Origin of the sequence: Burkholderia semiarida (assembly GCF_029268935.1) — a bacterium.
Classification (GTDB): Bacteria; Pseudomonadota; Gammaproteobacteria; order Burkholderiales; family Burkholderiaceae; genus Burkholderia; species Burkholderia semiarida.
In genome coordinates this window covers 1,568,948-1,583,328 of sequence record NZ_JAHLCL010000007.1, presented here as the reverse complement: position 1 = coordinate 1,583,328, position 14,381 = coordinate 1,568,948, and the positions used below count along the sequence as shown (strand labels likewise).

Genomic DNA, 14,381 nt, shown 5'->3' with positions numbered 1-14,381 from the left:
CGTTGAAGAAGACCATTTTAATGAAATTCTTGTCGCCTCTCGGCATTCGTCCAAGCCGTCACTACACCGCGATCAATTCCCGCACCCCATTCGTCTCCATATCCCGCGCGTCACCACCCGCGACGATCTCGCCGCGGCTCATCACCCAGTAATGGTCCGCGATCGAGCGCGCGAAATCGTAATACTGTTCGACGAGCAGCACGGTCATCCTCGATTCGTCGACGAGCTGGCGCAGCGTGCGCCCGATGTCCTGGATGATCGACGGCTGGATGCCTTCGGTCGGCTCGTCGAGGATCAGCAATTGCGGCTCGCTCATCAGCGCGCGGCCGATCGCGAGCTGCTGCTGCTGGCCGCCCGACAGGTCGCCGCCGCGCCGTGCGCGCATGTCCTTCAGCACCGGAAACAGTTCGTAGATACGATCGGGCACTTTCGACGGCGCCTTGCGGCTCGCCGCGCCGACGAGCAGGTTTTCCTCGACGGTGAGCCGCGGAAAGATGTCGCGGCCCTGCGGCACGTAAGCGAGCCCGGCCGCCACACGCGCATACGGCGGCAACGCGCCGAGCGCGGCGCCGCGCCACGACACGCTGCCGCTTTTCGCGGCGACGACGCCCATCAGGCAGCGCAGCAGCGTGCTCTTGCCGACGCCGTTGCGGCCAAGCAGCACGGTGAGCTTGCCGTCGTCGGCGACGAGGTTCACGTTGCGCAGGATATGGCTGCCGCCGTAGTACTGGTTCAGCGCTTCGATTTTCAGCATCGCATCATCGTCCGAGGTAAGACTCGATCACCGCTTCGTCGCGCTTGACCTGGTCGAGCGTGCCGTGCGCGAGCACCGCGCCTTCGGCCATCACCGTCACGCGCCCCGTGTCGCCCGCGAGCGCCGCGACGAATTCCATGTCGTGCTCGACGACCATCATCGAGCAGGTGCCGCGCAGCGTGTTCAGCAGCTCGGCGAGCTCCATCGTCTCGTGGTCGGTCATCCCGGCCGCCGGCTCGTCGAGCAGCAGCAGCGCGGGACGCTGCATCAGCAGCATGCCAATTTCGAGCCGCTGCTTCTGCCCGTGCGACAGTTCGCCGGCCGCGCGATACGCATCGCTTTCGAGGCCGATCAGCGCGAGCGTCTCCTCGATCTTCGCCTGCGCGGTGCGGTCGAGCCGCGCGCGCAGCGACGCGAGCCAGCCCTTGTCGGTCTGCATCGCGAGTTCGAGGTTTTCCCACACCGGGTGCTGTTCGAACACGGTCGGCTTCTGGAACTTGCGGCCGATCCCCGCGCGCGCGATCTCGGGTTCGTTCAACCGCGCGAGGTCGATCGTCTGGCCGAGAAACACCTTGCCTGCGTCGGGCCGCGTCTTGCCGGTGATCACGTCCATCATCGTCGTCTTGCCCGCGCCATTCGGGCCGATCACGCAGCGCAGCTCGCCCGCGTCGATCGCGAGCGACAGCTTCTTCAGCGCGCGAAAACCGTCGAAGCTCACCTCGATATCCTCGAGATAGAGGATCGTGCCGTGCGACGTGTCGATGCCGGGCGGCACGACGCGCCCCATCGACGCGCTGCCGCTGACGGCGAGCAGCTCGTCTTCGGGCGGCGGCGTGAACTGATAGAGAGCCGTGCCGTTCATGCGCGTTTCCCCTTCGCGAGCAGCGTGTCGACGAGGCCCATGATCCCGCGCGGCAGCAAGAGCGGCACGAGCACGAAGATCAGGCCGAGAAAGAACAGCCAGTATTCGGCGAAGTACGCGGTGAAGAAACTCTTCGCGCCGTTCACCGCGAACGCGCCGACGATCGGCCCGATCAGCGTGCCGCGCCCACCGACCGCGACCCAGATCGCCATTTCGATCGAGTTGCCGGGCGACATCTCGCCGGGATTGATGATGCCGACCTGCGGCACGTACAAGGCGCCTGCGATGCCGCACAGCACGGCCGATAGCGTCCACACGAACAGTTTGTACGCGAGTGGGCTGTAGCCGAGGAACATCAGCCGCGTCTCGCCGTCGCGCACCGCGGTCACCACGCGCCCGAGCTTGCTCGTGACGACCGCACGCGCGACGATGAACGCGAGCACGAGCGTCGCGAAGGTCAGCAGCAACAGCACGGTGCGCGTGCCCGGCGACGTGATCGCGAAGCCGGCGATGCGCTTGAAGTCGGTGAAGCCGTTGTTGCCGCCGAAGCCCGTCTCGTTGCGAAAGAACAGCAGCATCGCGGCGAACGTCAGCGCCTGCGTGATGATCGACAGGTACACGCCTTTCACGCGCGAGCGGAACGTGAAGAAGCCGAACACCCATGCGAGCACGGCCGGCACGAGCACGACCAGCGCGAGCGCCCACGCCAGATGCTGCGTGCCGCTCCAGTACCACGGCAACTGATGCCAGTCGAGAAACACCATGAAGTCGGGCAGGTCGCTGCCGTACTTGCCGTCGCGGCCGATCTCGCGCATCAGGTACATGCCGATCGCATAGCCGCCCAGCGCGAAGAACAATCCATGGCCGAGGCTCAGGATCCCGCAGTAGCCCCATACGAGATCGAGCGCGAGCGCGGCGATCGCGTAGCACATCAGCTTGCCGGCGAGCGTCATCGCGTACGCGGACAGATGGAACGCGCTGGCTTCCGGCGCGACGAGCGCGGCGAGCGGCACGCCGATGCCGATCGCCACGCACAGCGCGACGAGCGCGAGCCATGCGCGGCGCGACAGCAGCGCGGGGCGGGGCGGCAGGCCGAGCGCGAAGCCGTCCGCGCGCGTGCCGGCGGCGGGCTTCGGCGTATCGGCGACCGGGTTCGATATCGAATCGGTGAATGAAGTCACGTCAAGCCTCCGCGCTGCGGCCCTTCGGGGCGAACATGCCCTGCGGGCGTTTCTGGATGAACAGCACGATCATCACGAGCACCGCGATCTTCGCGAGCACGGCGCCCCAGAACGGCTCGATGGCCTTGCTGACGAGGCCGAGCCCGAAGCCGCCGAGCACGGTGCCGGCGATCTGGCCGACGCCGCCGAGCACGACCGCCATGAACGAATCGATGATGTAGTTCTGGCCGAGATCGGGGCCCACGTTGCCGATCTGCGACAGCGCGCAGCCGCCGAGGCCCGCGATGCCCGCGCCGAACGCGAACGCATACGCGTCGACGCGTGCGGTCTTCACGCCGACGCAGGCGGCCATTCGCCGGTTCTGCGTGACCGCGCGCACGAACAGGCCGAGCCGCGTCTTCGTCAGCACGGCCCACGCGACGAACACCACCGCGAGCGCGAACGCGAGGATGGCGAGCCGGTTGAACGGCAGGATCAGGTTCTGCATCACGGTCACGCCGCCGCTCATCCACGACGGGTTCACGACCTGGACGTTCTGCGCGCCGAACAGCATGCGCGTCGCCTGGATCAGGATCAGGCTCACGCCGAACGTCGCGAGCAGCGTCTCGAGCGGGCGGCCGTACAGGTGCCGCAGCACCAGCCGTTCGAGCACGATGCCGACGAGCGCGGCCGCCGCGAACGATACCGGCACGGCGACGAGCGGATACCAGTCGAATGCGCCGGGCGCGTAGCGCTGGATCAGCGTCTGCACGACATAGGTTGCGTACGCACCGATCATCAGGAATTCGCCGTGCGCCATGTTGATCACGCCGATCAGCCCGTACGTGATCGCGAGGCCGAGCGCGGCGAGCAGCAGCACGCTGCCGAGCGACAGGCCGGCGAACAGCGTGCCGACAATTTCGCCGCGGCGCTGCAGCGCGTGCAACGTATCGAGCCCTTGCTGCGCGGCCTCGCGCACGCGCGCGTCGGGTTCCGCGTAGCTGCCGTCCGCGTTCTTCGCGACGAGCGGGCGCAGTTGTTCGATCATGTCGAGATCCTGGCGCGCGGCCACCACCTGCACGGCTTCGAGGCGCTTCGCCGGATCGGCGTCGTGCAGCGCGGCGATCGCCCACAATGCGTCGAGGCGCCGTTTCAATGCCGGATCGGTTTCCTTCGCGCGGGCGCGGTCGATCATCGGCTTGAGCGCGGGGTCGGGCGACTTCAGCAGCGCGTCGATCGCATCACGCCGCGCGGCGACGTCGGGCGACGCGAGCGCGAGGCCCGACAGCGCGCCGGCGATCTTCGTGCGCAGCAGGTTGTTCAGCATCACCGGCTGCGCGTCGCCGGCCGGCGTCGCGGCCTGCGTGAGCGCGTCGTGCGCGGTGTCGCCGGACTGGATCAGCAGCCGGCCGTCGCCGGTCGCGAGCGCATCGCCGCTCGACAGCGCGTTGAGGATCGCCACCGCGCGCGGATCGGTATCGGTGGCGAGCCGCTCGATCGCGGCCGTCTTCGCGTCGAAGTCGTCGCCGGCGAGCGCGGCGGTGTCGGCCGCCGTCAGCGCGAACGCGGCGTGCGGCAGCAGGCTCGCGAGGGCGGCGCATGCCGCGATCGCGCGGGCGGCTCGGCGAAAGCGTGTAGGCATCGGGAAGTCCTGTCGGGCGAGGGGAATCGGAGCGGCGCTGCGCCGGCGCGCGCGGTTCGTCACGGCAAGCGCGGCCGGCGCATCGACGGCGGGCGGGCGAGCGGCACGTCGCGCGCAAGGCCCGACGCGCCGCCCGGCGTCACGCCAGCGCCGCGCGCTGCCGGCGCAGGAACGCCGGAATCGAGCTGACGACGTCCGGCTTGTTCTGGTTACCCGCGATGAACGGGCTCCACGGCTGCGCGCGCACGGCCGTCTTCGTCTTCCACACGACGTTGAACTGCCCGTCGCCGCGGATCTCGCCGATCATCACCGGCTTGTGCAGGTGGTGGTTGCCGTCCATCGCGAGCGTGAAGCCCGACGGCGCGGCCACCGTCTGGCCGATCATCGCGACGCGCACCTTGTCGACGTCGGTGCTCTTCGCCTTCTCGACGGCCTGCTTCCACATGTGGATGCCGACGTAGGTCGCTTCCATCGGATCGTTGGTCACGCGCTTCGCACCGCCCGGCAGGTTGTTCGCCTTCACCCACGCGGCGAACTGGTCCTTGAACTTGGTGTTGGTCGGGTTCTTCACCGACATGAAGTAGTTCCACGCGGCGAGGTGGCCGACGAGCGGCTTCGTGTCGATCCCGCGCAGCTCCTCCTCGCCGACCGAGAATGCGACGACCGGCACGTCGGTCGCCTTGATCCCCTGGTTGCCCAGTTCCTTGTAGAACGGCACGTTGGAATCGCCGTTGATCGTCGAGACCACGGTCGTCTTGCCGCCTTGCGAGAAGGTCTTGATGTTCGCGACGATGGTCTGGTAATCGCTGTGGCCGAACGGCGTGTAGACCTCCTGAATGTCGGCGTCCTTCACGCCTTTCGATTTCAGGAACGCGCGCAGGATCTTGTTGGTCGTGCGCGGATACACGTAGTCGGTGCCGAGCAGGAAGAAGCGCTTCGCGCCGCCGCCTTCCGCGCTCATCAGGTACTCGACGGCCGGAATGGCCTGCTGGTTCGGCGCGGCGCCCGTGTAGAACACGTTGCGCGACATTTCCTCGCCTTCATACTGCACCGGGTAGTAGAGCAGCCCGTTCAGCTCTTCGAATACCGGCAGCACGGATTTGCGGGACACCGACGTCCAGCAGCCGAACACGCACGCGACCTTGTCCTGCGTCAGCAACTGGCGCGCCTTCTCGGCGAACAGCGGCCAGTTCGACGCGGGATCGACCACCACCGGTTCGAGCTTGCGGCCCAGCACGCCGCCGCTCTTGTTGATGTCGGCGATCGTCATCAGCGCGGTGTCCTTCAGCGACGTCTCCGAGATCGCCATCGTGCCCGACAGCGAATGCAGGATGCCGACCTTGATCGGGCCGGTGCCCGCGTCGGCTGCGTGCGCGAACGGGCTCTTGCCCGCCAGCGCGAGCGCGCCGGCCATCGAACCGAACTTCAACAGACTGCGACGTTTCATCGAGATCCCCTTTGTCGTGTTGGATGCGCGTGCGCCGTGGCGGCGCCGGCCATCGTGTAACGCAAGGCATGTGCCAGTCGCGCCGATGCACGCCCGGCGTGCCTGTGCGGGCCATCGGCGGGCATCGACGCGGTGCGGATGACGCGTCGTGCAGCATGCGCGGTCCGTTGCGGTGCAGGCGCGCGGGCGCAAATGGTGCACGAAGGTGTCGCGGCGTCGCGGCGCGGGGAAATGTCGGAACGGAAGGGGAATGAGAAACGGGCGCGCGGTGCGCGCCCGTTCGGCGGATCGGTGCGGCCGGCGGCAGGGTGCCGGGCGGCGCGGCGGCGCGCGATGCGCGGCCGGAAGGATCGGTCAGTAGCGCGGCACGGACGGGTCGACGTCGCGCGACCACGCGTCGATTCCGCCTTGCAGGTTGTACAGCTTCGTGAAGCCGCGCGATTCGAGGAACATCGCGACCTGCGCGCTGCGCATCCCGTGATGGCACACGCAGACGATTTCCGCTTCGTCGTCGAGCTCCTCGCTGCGCGCGGGAATCTGCTGCATCGGAATCGACACGCTGCCGGCGATCTGCGCGGTCGCGATTTCCCACGGCTCGCGCACGTCGAGCACGACCGGCGCGGGGCGCGCCGTGTCGCCGAGCCATTCCGCGAGCATCGCGGGCGTCAGGATCTGCATGGAGGCTCCGCCGCTCAGAACTTGAAGCGCGACGGCTCGATCGCGTTGACGAGGTGGTCGATGTAGGTTTCGAACACGTCGGCGACGCGGTACTGCTTGTCGTCGATGCGCGTGATGATCTGCGCCTTCATCACCGGACGGCCGCCGACGAACGCCGACAGGCGGCCGCCGATCTTCAGCTGTTCGAGCATGTCCTGCGGCACGACCGGCAGGCCGCCCGCGACGCAGATCACGTCGTACGGCGCCTTCGCGGCCCAGCCGCGCGAACCGTCGCCAAGCACCACTTCGGCGTTGGTCACGCCGTCGTTGCGCAGGTTGTCCGCCGCGAACTTCGCGATCGCCGGATCGATCTCGACGGCCGTCACGTGCTGCGCGCGATGCGCGAACAGCGCGGCCAGGTAACCCGAGCCCGCGCCGATCACGAGCACGTTCTCGTGCTTCTTGACCGCCAGCTCCTGCAGCACGCGTGCTTCGACGCGCGGGAACAGCATCTTGCTGGTGCCGCCCGGCAGCGGCAGTTCGAGATCGGCGAACGCGAGATCGCGGTATTGGGCCGGAACGTAGTTCTCACGCTTGACGATCGACAGCAGGCCCAGGACATCCAGATCCAGCACGTCCCACGGACGGATCTGCTGTTCGATCATGTTGAAACGCGCGTTTTCGATATTCATGGTGTGGTCACGCAGCCTGGTCGGCTATCAGCGGGGATAGAGAAACTTCGTGATTGTACCAAACGGCGCGGCCGCGAAGCCTTCAGGCGGCCTGCAACAGACCTTTACCCCTTGCTCTTCTTGATCTGCGCCTCGAATGCGAGGTCGAGCTTGCTCGCCTTGCGCGGCTTTTGGGGGCCAAATGCGTCGACGAAGTTGACGAATTCGTCGAGCGGCAGCGGCTCGCAGCGCTTTTCGGCGGTGCCGCCCGCGCGGTCGACGAGATAGAACAGGCCGCCCGCCATCGCGACGGCCGCGAATTGCGGGTTGCCGGAGCGGGTTTTCAGGCGTTCGACCGCGTGGGTCGCTTTGGTGGTGCGCATCTTGGGGGCTGGCGAAGCGGATGTAAGCCTCACACTCTATCAAACCGGCCGCTCGCGTGCGGCCGGCGCCCGCCCCATGGCCCGCGCGAACGGCCCTAAACCGTGCGCGAGTAGCGCTGCCGCGGCGTCTGGCCGAGATACGCGTCGAACGCCATCGCGATGTTGCGCACGACCATCCGGCCGGCCGGGTGGATCGTCAGCCGGTCGCGCGCGATCGTCAGCAGCCCGTCGCGCTCGAACGGGCGCAGCGCGTCGAGCTCGCGCGCGAAATGATCGGCGAAGCGGATGCCGTGCGCGGCCTCGACATGCGAGAACGGCAGTTCCAGATTGCACATCAGCTGCGTGATCACGTCGCGGCGCAGCCGGTCGTCGGGCGTGAGCCGTACGCCGCGCGCGATCGGCAGCCGGCCCGCGTCGAGCGCGGCGCCGTACGCGGGCAGATCCTTCGCGTTCTGCGCGTAGACGTCGCCGACCTTGCCGATCGACGACACGCCGAAGCCGATCAGGTCGGTATCCGCGCGCGTGCTGTAGCCCTGGAAATTGCGTTGCAGCGTGCCGTTGCGCTGCGCGCGCACCAGTTCGTCGGACGGCCGCGCGAAGTGGTCCATCCCGATGTACACGTAGCCGGCCGACGTCAGCATGTCGATCGCGAGGCCGAGCAGCGCGATGCGCGTCTCCGGCGGCGGCAGCGTTGCATCGTCGATCTGCCGCTGCATCTTGAACAGGTGCGGCATGTGCGCGTAGCCGAACACCGACAGGCGATCGGGCGCGAGCTCGATGATCGTCTCCAGCGTGCGTGCGAACACCGCGACCGTCTGGTGCGGCAGCCCGTAGATCAGGTCGACGCTCACCGAATGGAAGCCCGTCGCCCGCGCGGCGGCGAGCAGGTCGGCCGTCATCGCGCGCGGCTGGACGCGGTTGATCGCTTGCTGCACGGCCGGGTCGAAATCCTGCACGCCGAGGCTCAGCCGGTTGAAGCCGATCGTGCGCAGGTGGACGAGCGTGGCCGGCGTGACCGTGCGCGGATCGATCTCGATCGAGAACTCGGCGTCGGCGTCCGCCGCGAGCGCGAAATGCTCGCGCGTGGCGGCCATCAGCTCGGCCGTTTCGTCGTCGGACAGGAAGGTCGGCGTACCGCCGCCCCAGTGCAGCTGCGTGACGGGGCGGGACGGATCGAACAGCGCGGCCTGCAGCGCCATTTCGCGCTTGAGCTGGTCGAGATACGGGCGCGCGCGGCGGCGGTTGTTGGTCGCGATCTTGTTGCAGCCGCAGTAGAAGCACGCGGTGTTGCAGAACGGGATGTGGAAGTACAGCGACAGGTCGCTCGACGACGCGCCGGGGTCGCCGGCCGCGCGCACGTAGTCGGCCGGATCGAAGTCGTCGCGGAATTGCAGCGCGGTGGGGTACGACGTATAGCGCGGCCCGTTCGCGCCGTATTTCGTGAGCAAATCGGGACGGAACATCGTGTCGTCAGAACCAGAATGCATGACGGTCTCGCGCTTTTTAGATGCTTTCGAGTATATGAACGCGCGCGCGGCCTGCATTGTGTAATAACGTCGCAGCCGGCGATGGCACAATGCGGGGTAGGGCTGCCGGATACCGCGTCCGGTTGCCGCACCGTTTTTCGTTGTTCGTCGAGAGAGCCGAGTGTCCGTCGAAATGCCTGTCCGCCCGGCGCCCGCCGAAGTCCCGCCGCCGCACGCGTGCCGCGAGGGCTGCGGCGCGTGCTGCATCGCGCCGTCGATTTCCAGCCCGATTCCGGGCATGCCCGACGGCAAGCCGGCCGGCGTGCGCTGCGTGCAGCTCGGCGACGACCTGCGCTGCATGATCTTCGGCCGGCCCGAGCGCCCCGCGTGCTGCTCCGGGCTGCAGCCGTCCGCCGACATGTGCGGCGCGTCGCGCGACGACGCGCTCGCGTGGCTTACGCGCCTCGAGGCCGCGACGCGGCCGGCGCATCCAGGAGAGAGTTCAGCATGACCGTCCCTCGCGCGCCCGGCCGGCGCCGTTTTCTCGCTGCCGCCATCGGCGCCGTCGGCGTGTGCGTATCGCTTGCCGCGTGCGCGTCGACGTTCCCGTTCATCCCCGATCACTACACGTTTTCGCGCGGCGACGTGCAGAAGGCCGTCGCGCGCAAGTTTCCTTACCAGAAGACGGTCGCGCAGGTCGTCGACGTGTCGCTCGCGAACCCGGCCGTCAGCCTGCTGCCCGACCAGAACCGCATCGCCGTGCAGCTCGACGCCCATTTCGCGAGCCCGTTCCTGCGCGCGCCCGTCAGCGGCAAGTTCACCGTGTCGGGCCAGCTCGCGTACGACGCGCCGAGCCGCTCGGTGGTGCTGAGGGCGCCGGCCGTCGACAGCCTCGTGCTCGACGGCGACGCGCAGATGTACGCGCAGCAGGTGGGCGCGGCCGCCGGGCTGCTTGCGACGCAGTTGCTGACCAACTACCCGATCTACACGTTCAAGCCGGAACAATTGCAATTTGCCGGGGTGAACTACGAACCCGGTACAATTACGATCCTTACAAACGGCATACGCGTGGCGATCGTCGAAAAGTGACGACGGGGCGCGCACGGCCGGGCGGGCCGCGCGCGCAAGAGTGGCCTTTTCTTTCGACCATTTCGGAGTTGGGCCACGGATGGACTGGATCCTGATCTGCAAGGCATTGATCCTCGGCGTCGTCGAGGGGCTGACGGAATTCCTGCCGGTGTCGAGTACCGGTCACCTGATCGTCGCGGGCAGCTTCCTGAATTTCAACGATTCGCACGCGAAGACGTTCGACGTCGTGATCCAGTTCGGCGCGATCCTCGCGGTCTGCTGGGAATACCGGCAGCGGATCGTGTCCGTCGTGTCCGGGCTGCCGAGCCGGCCCGACGCGCGGCGCTTCACGCTGAACGTCGTGATCGCGACGATTCCCGCGATCGCGCTCGGCCTCCTGCTCGAGAAGAAGATCAAGGCCGTGCTGTTCTCGCCGGTGCCCGTCGCGTTCGCGCTCGTCGTCGGCGGTGCGATCATCCTGTGGGCCGAGGCGCGGCAGCGCGAACGCGGCCAGCCGCCGCGCGTGATGTCGGTCGATGCGCTGACGCCGCTCGACGCATTCAAGGTCGGACTCGCGCAGTGCTTCGCGCTGGTGCCCGGCATGTCGCGCTCGGGCTCGACGATCATCGGCGGGATGCTGTTCGGCCTCGACCGCCGCGTGGCCACCGAATTCTCGTTTTTCCTCGCGATTCCGATCATCTTCGGCGCGACGCTCTATGAAACCGTGAAGGACTGGCAGGCGTTCACCGTCGATTCGCTCGGGCTGTTCGCGCTCGGGCTCGTGTCGGCATTCGTCAGCGCGTTCGTGTGCGTGCGCTGGCTGCTGCGCTACGTCGCGACGCACGATTTCACGGTGTTCGCGTGGTACCGGATCGCGTTCGGGCTGTTCGTGCTGCTGGTCGGTTACAGCGGCTGGCTGAACTGGTCGTGAGGCGAATGCGAAGGCCGGTGCGCCTTCGATAAAAAAGCCCGACCGGCGCGAGACGCCGGTCGGGCTTTTTCTATTTTGCGCGGGGCGGGGCGCTCAGCCTGCGCGCTTGCGGAACACCAGGTCCCACACGCCGTGGCCGAGCCGCAGCCCGCGCCGTTCGAACTTCGTCACCGGGCGGTAGTCAGGGCGCGGCGCGTAGTCGGCGGCCGTGTTCTCGAGCGTCGGTTCCGCGCCGAGCACTTCCAGCATCTGCTCCGCGTAGTTCTGCCAGTCGGTCGCGCAGTGCAGGTACGCGCCGGGCTTCAGGCGCGACGCGAGATGCGCGACGAGCGGCGGCTGGATCAGCCGGCGCTTGTGGTGACGCGCCTTGTGCCACGGATCGGGGAAGAAGATGTGCACGCCGTCGAGGCTTTCCGGCGCGATCATGTGCTCGAGCACCTCGACCGCGTCGTGCTGGATGATGCGGATGTTCGTCAGATCCTGCTCGCCGATCAGCTTCAGCAGCGCACCGACACCCGGCTCGTGCACCTCGACGCCGAGGAAATCGTCGCCCGGGCGGTGCGCGGCGATTTCCGCGGTCGATGCGCCCATCCCGAAACCGATCTCGAGGATGCGCGGTGCAGTGCGGCCGAAGATCGCGTTCCAGTCGGGCAGCGCCGGCGCATACGGGACGACGAAGCGCGGGCCGAACTCCTCGATCGCGCGGCGCTGGCCGGTCGATACGCGGCCGGCGCGCGTCACGAAGCTGCGGATGCGGCGGCGATGCAGCGGGTTAGCTTCGTCGGCGCCTTCGGCGGCTTGGTCGGCCTCGTCGGGAATGGCGTCGTCGTGCGGCGGCAGGCCGGCTTCGTTCGGATCGTTGTGCATCATCGGTACAGAGAAAGGCTCGGTTCGGGCGAGAGCCCGTTGCGCAGCAGTGCTGCCGGGCGATTCAGCGCATGGTACAAAAAAGCCGCCTTCGACGAGGGAAGAGGCGGCTCATGCGCAGGCTGCAGGGCAGCCGGAAAGTGGAGCGGGCGATGGGAATCGAACCCACGTCATCAGCTTGGGAAGCTGAGGTAATGGCCATTATACGACGCCCGCAGAACGCGTAATTCTACAGGGAGTTGGGTGGGGATGGCAAGCGGGGCGTTTTGGCCGCTGGCATCGAAACTGGCATGGCTTGATGATCGAGCGGTGTCTCGATCGTTATCAGGCTCCCTCCTTCAATCGGTTGGTTGACCACAGCCGTTCTGCAATCCCCTTGTAGAGGCTGAAGCGCTTGTCGAAGTCTGCCTTCTTGAATTCGTTGAACGGATTGAACGGCAAACCGGTCTCCGCCTTCAGCCTTACGAATCCTGGGTTGTGAACGTAGCACAAGGGGTGTAGCGATCTGGCGAGTAGGTTCTCGCTCCGGTAATGCTCTAGCTTGTCGCTATACGGCTTGTCGTTCAGGCTCGCGTTGATCTTCTTCGGCAGCAGCACGAGTCCTCCGACCTTGTTGCGATGTGCGGAAAAGTCTTGGGCATGAGTGAATTCATCGGTGTGACGCTCGAAATGGTTGGCCCACAGGTGTTCGATCTCGTGGGCATTCTTGCCCGAGCGAACGATGTATTCATGGTATCTCCCCGGCTGCCCGCTTTGCTCTTCTATCCAGTGCGTGAATCGAGCCAACTGGCGATGCAGACTCTTGGCATTCCAATTGTTGAGGTAAGGTTGATCGTCCAATGGCAGTTCGAGTTCTTCCAAGGTCAATCTCGTGATCAATTTGTCGCGCAGCACGTCTAACGGCAAATTGCGCAGATCCTTGGTCAGCAAGAAGGTGGCGTATTGCAGGGTCGAGTAGTCAATCGATTTAAAATTCCAAAGCCGGCGATTGAGCCAGCAATCAAGGTAGTCTGCCGTCAGTTTGAGCTTTGCCTTCACCGTGACTTCGTCATCGGTCGGTAGCAGTGGGGCAAGCAGGACTTGAAATTGCTGAGTAAAGCCGTGGTCAGCGTTGAAACGGATGGATTCCAGTCCCGGCGTCAAAGTCGTGGATGCTTCCAACACATTCAGGTAGATGCGAGCGAAGAATCGGAGGTCCTGACGCACCCAGCGGCTGAAATCGTCACTGGTATTGAGGCCGATTAGATCGTCCCGGTCGCGAACCCAGCGATGATATTCCGTGCCGATCAGGTCGAAGTCTTCCGGTTTTGCGCCTTTCTTTCGTTCACGGATGCCCTGCGCATACTTCGCTCGCAGCCAGGCCTTGAAGAAGTCTGCTTCGCTTTCTTTAGTTTCCCCGTCGCTGTCATGCTTGGCAAAGGCGAGCAACCAGTTCTTAATTTCCTTATTGGCCTCAGCGCGCTTTGCTGTGTCGGTGATGCTTGCGAGCAGGTAGCCCTTGAGCATGTCCGTATTCGATAGCGACAGCCCTCGGTCATTCATGGTCTCGAAGATCGTGTAGGCGTCAGCATCGGCGTATGCCGTGATCTCGACCAATTGCGTTTTGTTACGGAGCCAATCGACGAAGTAAGGTAGTGCCTTACCGGTAGCAATCTCGTCGGGAAATGCGTCAACGATGTCGTTGTAGCGTCCGATCAGGTTCCGTATCGATTCGACCTGATCGATGGAATCATATGGCTCGCCGTCGAACAGCGCGTTCATGCACTCGTTGCGTTCGGGAATATCGAGATTGAAAGACTTCTCGCCGTACTCGTCGGAGAAGATCATCTTCTCGACCGAAACTGCATCCGTCCGGTCTTTCTGGATGCTGTGTAGGTAGATCAGCAGCAGCGTGAGGCTGGTCAGCCGCTGCTGACCATCGACGATCTGCTTTTTATCGTCCGGCTGGCTGATGACGATGGAGCCCAGGAAGTAGTGGCCGTAAGAGGCTACGTCCTTGCGCTCGTGCTGTGGTTGGTACTCTTCGAGGAATGCTGAGGTGAGGTCGGAGACCAGTTCGACGATCTGCTTGGGCTGCCACTTGTACTCACGCTGGTAATAGTCGATGCCGTATTTGGTATCGCTCAGCAGTTCGCGCACGCTGCGCGTTTTCGCCTGAATCTCTCTCATCGCTCGGTCCCTGATTGGAACCTAACTGTACCGCATTCCTTGCGTGCGCAGACTCCACCGATGCGAGTTTTGTCGATGCTTCAACTGAGGAGTGTCATCAGGGAGCGGCGGCTATATCGTCAGCTTCTTGCAGTTGGCGCCGGGTGAAAACTGGCATCGCAGCGAAGCGCGCATGAACAGTGGTTCTTCGTGGAGCTGGGAGAAATTATGACGTGAGAATGCGCGTAGACAGTGACTCTGATTAACGCGCCGGGGCTTGGGAAGCTGAGGTGTTGGCCATTATACGACGCCCGCAGAACGGATA

At 65.6% G+C, this 14,381-nt stretch carries 14 protein-coding genes and 1 tRNA gene; 3 read left to right on the top strand and 12 right to left on the bottom strand.

What is annotated here, in order from left to right:
* Window positions 1-61: 61 nt before the first annotated feature.
* From urtE to hemN, 9 genes are all read right to left on the bottom strand, one after another.
* Window positions 62-754, bottom strand: coding sequence for an urea ABC transporter ATP-binding subunit UrtE (gene urtE, locus KPB06_RS20320; protein WP_059574175.1), 693 nt, complete (start codon window positions 752-754; stop codon window positions 62-64).
* A gap of 4 nt (window positions 755-758) precedes the next feature.
* Window positions 759-1,616 carry an urea ABC transporter ATP-binding protein UrtD gene (urtD, locus tag KPB06_RS20315; protein ID WP_059574174.1) on the bottom strand — a complete coding sequence of 286 codons (858 nt, stop codon included), beginning with the start codon at window positions 1,614-1,616 and terminating at the stop codon, window positions 759-761.
* On the bottom strand, window positions 1,613-2,797 hold the full coding sequence (urtC, locus tag KPB06_RS20310; RefSeq protein ID WP_059574173.1) for an urea ABC transporter permease subunit UrtC: 1,185 nt from the start codon (window positions 2,795-2,797) through the stop codon (window positions 1,613-1,615). Before urtC ends, urtD begins: the two co-directional genes overlap by 4 nt.
* 1 nt (window position 2,798) lies before the next feature.
* Window positions 2,799-4,418 carry an urea ABC transporter permease subunit UrtB gene (urtB, locus tag KPB06_RS20305; protein ID WP_124859606.1) on the bottom strand — a complete coding sequence of 540 codons (1,620 nt, stop codon included), beginning with the start codon at window positions 4,416-4,418 and terminating at the stop codon, window positions 2,799-2,801.
* Window positions 4,419-4,557: 139 nt separating this feature from the next.
* The gene (gene urtA, locus KPB06_RS20300; protein WP_059574171.1) at window positions 4,558-5,865 is read right to left on the bottom strand and encodes an urea ABC transporter substrate-binding protein; all 1,308 of its coding nucleotides are present in this window, start codon (window positions 5,863-5,865) and stop codon (window positions 4,558-4,560) included.
* Between the two features lie 354 nt (window positions 5,866-6,219).
* Window positions 6,220-6,543 carry a rhodanese-like domain-containing protein gene (locus KPB06_RS20295; protein WP_006488544.1) on the bottom strand — a complete coding sequence of 108 codons (324 nt, stop codon included), beginning with the start codon at window positions 6,541-6,543 and terminating at the stop codon, window positions 6,220-6,222.
* Between the two features lie 14 nt (window positions 6,544-6,557).
* Window positions 6,558-7,214 (bottom strand): protein-L-isoaspartate O-methyltransferase family protein, encoded by a 657-nt coding sequence (locus tag KPB06_RS20290; protein ID WP_275906259.1) that lies wholly within the window; start codon window positions 7,212-7,214, stop codon window positions 6,558-6,560.
* A 104-nt stretch (window positions 7,215-7,318) separates the two neighbouring features.
* Window positions 7,319-7,576 carry a hypothetical protein gene (locus tag KPB06_RS20285; RefSeq protein ID WP_275906258.1) on the bottom strand — a complete coding sequence of 86 codons (258 nt, stop codon included), beginning with the start codon at window positions 7,574-7,576 and terminating at the stop codon, window positions 7,319-7,321.
* 95 nt (window positions 7,577-7,671) lie between these two features.
* On the bottom strand, window positions 7,672-9,063 hold the full coding sequence (gene hemN, locus KPB06_RS20280; RefSeq protein ID WP_275906257.1) for an oxygen-independent coproporphyrinogen III oxidase: 1,392 nt from the start codon (window positions 9,061-9,063) through the stop codon (window positions 7,672-7,674).
* Between the two features lie 172 nt (window positions 9,064-9,235).
* Between hemN and KPB06_RS20275 the strand changes: the two genes are divergently transcribed.
* The 3 genes from KPB06_RS20275 to KPB06_RS20265 all read left to right on the top strand — a co-directional run bounded on the left by KPB06_RS20275 (window position 9,236) and on the right by KPB06_RS20265 (window position 11,041).
* On the top strand, window positions 9,236-9,553 hold the full coding sequence (locus KPB06_RS20275; RefSeq protein ID WP_027783753.1) for a YkgJ family cysteine cluster protein: 318 nt from the start codon (window positions 9,236-9,238) through the stop codon (window positions 9,551-9,553).
* Complete coding sequence (locus KPB06_RS20270) at window positions 9,550-10,131, top strand: DUF1439 domain-containing protein (RefSeq protein WP_275906256.1); 582 nt, start codon at window positions 9,550-9,552, stop codon at window positions 10,129-10,131. Before KPB06_RS20275 ends, KPB06_RS20270 begins: the two co-directional genes overlap by 4 nt.
* A 79-nt stretch (window positions 10,132-10,210) precedes the next feature.
* On the top strand, window positions 10,211-11,041 hold the full coding sequence (locus KPB06_RS20265) for an undecaprenyl-diphosphate phosphatase (RefSeq protein WP_059574167.1): 831 nt from the start codon (window positions 10,211-10,213) through the stop codon (window positions 11,039-11,041).
* A gap of 93 nt (window positions 11,042-11,134) precedes the next feature.
* Here the strand turns inward: KPB06_RS20265 and trmB are convergent, their stop codons facing one another.
* The 3 genes from trmB to KPB06_RS20250 all read right to left on the bottom strand — a co-directional run bounded on the left by trmB (window position 11,135) and on the right by KPB06_RS20250 (window position 14,077).
* Window positions 11,135-11,911 carry a tRNA (guanosine(46)-N7)-methyltransferase TrmB gene (gene trmB, locus KPB06_RS20260; protein WP_275906255.1) on the bottom strand — a complete coding sequence of 259 codons (777 nt, stop codon included), beginning with the start codon at window positions 11,909-11,911 and terminating at the stop codon, window positions 11,135-11,137.
* Window positions 11,912-12,049: 138 nt separating this feature from the next.
* Window positions 12,050-12,124: transfer RNA gene (locus KPB06_RS20255), tRNA-Gly, on the bottom strand.
* A 108-nt stretch (window positions 12,125-12,232) separates the two neighbouring features.
* Window positions 12,233-14,077, bottom strand: a complete 1,845-nt coding sequence (locus tag KPB06_RS20250) for a DUF262 domain-containing protein (RefSeq protein WP_099316146.1) — start codon at window positions 14,075-14,077, stop codon at window positions 12,233-12,235.
* Window positions 14,078-14,381 lie beyond the last annotated feature (304 nt).